Annotated in this window: 6 protein-coding genes; all 6 read left to right on the plus strand. The window is 48.9% G+C overall.

Annotation, left to right across the window (positions count from 1 at the left end; genetic code table 11):
• Positions 1 to 750 precede the first annotated feature (750 nt).
• Positions 751 to 1023, plus strand: coding sequence for a transposase (locus ACYVK4_RS07650; RefSeq protein ID WP_461126905.1), 273 nt, complete (start codon positions 751 to 753; stop codon positions 1021 to 1023).
• A gap of 65 nt (positions 1024 to 1088) precedes the next feature.
• The gene (locus tag ACYVK4_RS07655) at positions 1089 to 1322 is read left to right on the plus strand and encodes an IS3 family transposase (RefSeq protein ID WP_461126906.1); all 234 of its coding nucleotides are present in this window, start codon (positions 1089 to 1091) and stop codon (positions 1320 to 1322) included.
• A gap of 55 nt (positions 1323 to 1377) precedes the next feature.
• Positions 1378 to 1716, plus strand: coding sequence for a transposase (locus tag ACYVK4_RS07660; protein ID WP_461126910.1), 339 nt, complete (start codon positions 1378 to 1380; stop codon positions 1714 to 1716).
• Positions 1717 to 1726: 10 nt separating this feature from the next.
• The gene (locus tag ACYVK4_RS07665) at positions 1727 to 1948 is read left to right on the plus strand and encodes an IS3 family transposase (protein ID WP_461126907.1); all 222 of its coding nucleotides are present in this window, start codon (positions 1727 to 1729) and stop codon (positions 1946 to 1948) included.
• Positions 1949 to 2875: 927 nt separating this feature from the next.
• Entirely contained in the window at positions 2876 to 3193 is a 318-nt protein-coding gene (locus tag ACYVK4_RS07670; protein ID WP_461126908.1) for a plasmid mobilization protein, read from the plus strand.
• Positions 3190 to 4716 carry a relaxase/mobilization nuclease domain-containing protein gene (locus tag ACYVK4_RS07675; RefSeq protein ID WP_461126909.1) on the plus strand — a complete coding sequence of 509 codons (1527 nt, stop codon included), beginning with the start codon at positions 3190 to 3192 and terminating at the stop codon, positions 4714 to 4716. The genes ACYVK4_RS07670 and ACYVK4_RS07675 overlap by 4 nt, the downstream gene beginning before the upstream one ends.
• The last annotated feature ends 21 nt before the right edge of the window (positions 4717 to 4737 follow it).

The raw sequence follows: 4737 nt of genomic DNA on the forward strand, positions 1-4737 counted from the left end.
AAAGTAGAGATGATGGTTGATTTTGCCCTAAGCTGACCAGGCTAGCTGACTTTACTAAGCGATTAGCGCCAATTGGTGATAATTGCCTTGGCGATTGGTTTGCCACCAGATCAATTGGCCCACTATGGGGAGAACGCCCTCTACTTACTGGCCGACCAATTATTCAATCATCGGCAGTTATAAGTGGGTTTCGGTGCGTTTTCAATGACAACTGGGACAGACCTCTTAAAATCCTAAGTGACTGCAGGATGCTTTAGAAATTCTATCACACAAAACAGCCAACACCTAAAAGATGCTGGCTGTTCAGTCGATAATGAAAAGTAGTGTTAATCAACTCTTACAATACTCACTTTACCTAATATTGTTAGATTACCTTGGCATACCCCACTCTTCTTAAGGGGTCCTTGGCGACTATTATAGAACTTACTTAATCGATTACCTGTAGCCTTGCTAGTTAGGCTAAAAGTTAGAATGGTTATATGCTCTTTCACTTCAGACTATTTAATCGGAAGTGTAGCACCTGTTGATCCAGAACCTATGGATCAACCACCTTGACTATTAGGGTAGCTTTACAATTTAGGGGATTTCGGTCCCGTCCTGAATTTTTGGGAATCCGCACTACTATTACCGATTGTCGTTTCACTACTTGTACTGGCAACGATTGAGATGGTCTAATTAATCGGCACACTGGACTAGCTTAACTTCGCAAGACCATGCAGCCATCCAGCAAACCCAAAACTCGGCGAAAATATGATGCCGACTTCAAAAACGAACCGGGCTGCCGGAGCAGTCGTTAAAATGTTGGTTAGCGGTCAGACAGCCGCCTATGTTTCCAAGGCCTTAGGCGTTTCAGAGAATCTGATCTACCGCTGGAAAAACCAGAACCAAGGGGTGAAAAAAGCAAATGGTGAACAAAATGAGCTAGCTCTGGAAAATCAGCAACTCAAGGATCGAGTGCGACAATTGGAAACTGAGCGCGAGATCTTAAAAAAAGCCTTAGCCATTTTCAGCCGGCAGACCTGAGATTACGATATGAACTGGTCAAAGAGTTGGCTTCTGAATTTGCAGTTGAAAGCCTGTGCTCAGTTTTGGTAGTAAGTCGGACGGCCTACTATCGACACCTACGGGGCGATAGCTATCAATTAACCCCTGAAAAAACTGAGTACCAGCAGTTAGTCGAACAGACTTTTGCCAAACATAAACGACGGTATGGCAGTCGACGCATAAAAGCTGAGTTGCAGGAAAAAGGCCAATCCGTGGGGCGACATCAAGTTCGAACGTTAATGAATAAGGTTGGTTTACAGGCTATTCAACCTAAATAATTTGTACCACGAACGACGGATAGCACCCACTGTAGAGGTTACTGCGGGGCCGCCCGTGCGGCCGAATTTATTGTTAGATCAGCCTTTGCCCAAGGCACCCAATTTGGTCTGGGTTAGCGATATTACATATCTGCCTTTAGCTACTGGCGATTGGGCCAACTTAGCCACTTGGATGGATCTATTTTCGCGCAGAATAGTGGGCTGGCAAATAGGTGAAAAAATGGAAGACGAGTTGGTTGTGGTTCCACTACGTCGCACCTTACAGTTACGTCAACCTGCCGAGGGCCTAATTATCCTTTCTGATCAAGGTGGGCAGTATGTATCAACTGAGTTGAAGGAGTTAGCGCGTTTGTGGCATATCAGGCCCAGTATGAGTCGGGCCGTCGATCCTTAGGACAGTGCTTTTGCCGAGTCGTTATGGATCGGACCGCCGAAGCGGCCGTTTAAAGGCGGAGTTACTAGAAGGCGGTGTATTTTTAAAAGTAGAGGATGCACGTACGGAAGTCTTCGACTACATTGAGGTGTATTATAACCGGGAAAGAAAGCATTCGTCGCTGGGCTACCGAAGCCCTGAACAGTTTGAGATGGAATACATTACAAATCTGACTAATTCAGTGTACCGCTAATTCGGACCACCTCATAGGGAGACTAGGGAGACTAGGGAGACTAGGGAGACTAGGCCAATTGCTCAGATTTGGCCTTTTAAACCCTTATTGTCAACTCACTGATAAATCTGTATTCAACTCTCATGAGTCGAGAAGGGTTCCATTGACTTCTAGTTTAGAAGTTGATGGACTGGGCTTGATGAATTCGAGCCGACCCAGTTTACCAATTTTTGGTTCTTTATCATCTGTATATCTTTGACAGTTTATGAAGAAAGACTCCCTATTTCGATTCCAGTTTAACGTCCTTTTAGGCTGAAATCAATCTTTTTCACTTCACTCAACAATAAGTCCGCCGATTTAGCTTAATCGACTGATCAAACTCGTTTTGCCATCATTTCCTGTATGTTTGTAAAACCTGCCATCTATCTGGGAAATCATCCGGCTAGGCTATTTCTAATGCTATAATCGTACTCGTATAACGGTGTGCGTGACCTAACAGTGACCGTTTCAACTGGCTGGGAACGGCGTTTTAAGGCTTATTTGGCTATCATTCTTGTACTAGATCTGGTATTTTATCCAACTTTTCTGGCCAAATGATGTCTCCTTGATGAACTAACTTGGGTAAGTTGATTAGAATAACTTGATCGCCAGTGCCCCGAGTATCATCTCTTTGATATGGTCCTCACCTGAGGGATAAATCCTTAGCTCCACGGCTGGCTTTTATCGATCGATATACCACCAATTTAAACTTCACATACTCACTTGGAAATTACCATCCTAGTGCGTAGTATTGTGTCGTTCGTAGTAAAGCAAGCCATGACATTGTACACACAACTGCCCTCCTCTCGTCGGTTATTGCGCGCCCAATGTCCACCGCCCGGCTTCACGCTACGCTACCGGGCTTGGCCTGGTCAGGGCACGCCCCGACACCCCTAGTTACCCTATACCATGGAAACAACGCTCGCTAAAACCCATCGTTTAGATCTGCGCGTGACGGAAGAGGAACGCAAACAGATTGCACAAAAGGCAGAAGCCGCCGGTTTGAAGGTATCCGAGTACCTGCGCCGGTCGGCGCTGGGGTCAGGGCCTGCCGCCACACTCGCTACCGGTTCTAAAGGTCCGGCTATCCTGACCAAACCCGAACGGGCGCAACTGGCCAGTATGGCCAATGACTTGAACCAGTTAACCCGCTACGCCCACACGGGTCAGTTCGATCTGGCCGGTATTCAGGGAATAATCACCCAACTTAACCAGCTTCTGGCATGATCGCCAAAACCACTACCGGCCGTAGTTTTGATAGCGCTCTGGGTTATGGGGCGGCGGATCTGACGGTGCAGCAACGCCAGCACAAACAGCCCAAAGTGGCTTTGCTGGATAGCTACAATCTGATCAGTTATCACTGGCAAGGAATGGCCGCTGAAATGGCGGCGGTGGCACAGGGCAGCCGCTGTAGCACCCCCGTCTGGCATACCTCCTTATCCGCTCAACCCGGCGAGCAGCTGAGTGCCGACCAGTGGCGAGCCGCTGCCCGGCAGTACTGCACGGCGATGGGAGCCGATCCCGCCCAGCACCAGGTAGCCATCTTCCAACATCACGACACCGCCCACGCTCACGTACACATTTACATCAACCGGGTCCGGCTGGATGCTGGCCCGGCTTTGGATACGAGTCATAATTACGCGCGCAATGTCAAAACGACGCGTCAGATCGAGCAGGCGCTGAGCTTACAGGCCTTACCCGAGCAGCGGACGAGTCTACGGGATCACAGTGCACCGACCCAAGCTAACCGAACTCGTATCGCTACTATCCTGGGCCAAGTATTGGCCGAGCAAAAACCGACGACCCTGGCTGAATTAACCGCCGATCTGGTGGGGAAAGGGATCACCACCCAATTAGCGACGAATAGCAAGGGCATCTACGGCATCAGCTTTCAGCAAGCGGATGGCCAGCCGGTGAAAGGATCGGCCGTAGGCTACAAATATCGGCAGCTGGCCACCCAGCTAGAGGCTAACCGAGCCGAGTATCAGGCCGAAATTGAGCGGCTCAAACACGAGCTGGAGCAGAAGCCAGCCGTGGTGGAGATCGTGCGGCCTGACCCGGCGGATCAGGAGCGGATTGCCGAATTAACCCAGCAGGTAAAGCGCCATTATACGGCTTACATTGAGCAGAAGAAGCAGGCCGACCAAGTACCTGACTTGTCAAAAGCGCTTAAGAAGCTCTACGATATCAATACAGGTCTGCTTGACATAAATCACCAGCAGCAGGCCGGCCTGGAGCAAGAGCAAAGTCGTTACCGGGAGATGTCGGAGAAACTTAAGGCTCACATTGAGAAATACAATGAGTTGTCCCGCCGGTTCAATGAGCTGAAACAAAAGCTCCAGGCTCGTCCCCCGGTATCGCCCACAACTGCTGACAGAAGGCCTGAATCACAGGTCAGCCCCGGTAGAGATACCAATACCAAGCCCTCCCCGGTTGATGGGGGGACTCCCAGCAAGCCAACACCTGCATTTCATGCTGCCTTTGCTAAACGCATCCAGGATCACATGCCTTATCTGAGCTTGAATGCGTTTGCTCAGAAGGTAAGTAATCCGCACACGGTCGGTCCCAAGTTAAAACTAGTCTGGCATCAGGACGAGTTATGGGTTACTGACGGGAAAGATGCAGCTAGCCTGAAGGCACTGGGTTTTACCAGTAAGCAGTTAAATTTTAGTCAACTTGATATTAAGAATCTAAAAGAGCGGAAACCTAGTCAAGGTAGAGGTCAAGGACCAAGTGGTTCACATTCGTAAAATGGATAAAAAAGGGGTAGT

It is taken from the genome of Spirosoma aerophilum (assembly GCF_054782495.1).